This window comes from Mesorhizobium sp. M7A.F.Ca.MR.148.00.0.0 (genome assembly GCF_003997735.1).
Taxonomy (GTDB): Bacteria; Pseudomonadota; Alphaproteobacteria; order Rhizobiales; family Rhizobiaceae; genus Mesorhizobium.
The window spans coordinates 1-217 of record NZ_RZTB01000367.1 but is presented as its reverse complement, the minus strand read 5'-3'; the positions used below and the strand labels follow the sequence as shown (position 1 = coordinate 217).

Below are 217 nucleotides of genomic sequence, written 5' to 3'. Positions count from 1 at the left end.
CTTGGCACTGTGCCTGATGATGCCGAGGCGCTCGGCCTCGACGCGCGGATTTCCCTGATCGAGCAGGATTACACGCGGGCCGAGCAGTCGTTTCAGCGGGTGCTGGCGATTGATCCGCGCAATGCCGAAGCGCTGGTGGGAATCGGCGATGTGCGCCGCGCCCGTGGCGACGACGACGCCGCGCGCGATGCCTACCGGCAGGCGCTTGCCCTCGAAC

General features: G+C 68.2%; 1 protein-coding gene. It reads left to right on the top strand.

Annotated elements, in window-relative coordinates; translation table 11 throughout:
* A partial coding sequence (locus EOB49_RS38355; protein ID WP_245472988.1) for a tetratricopeptide repeat protein occupies window positions 1-217 on the top strand: 217 nt, incomplete at both ends.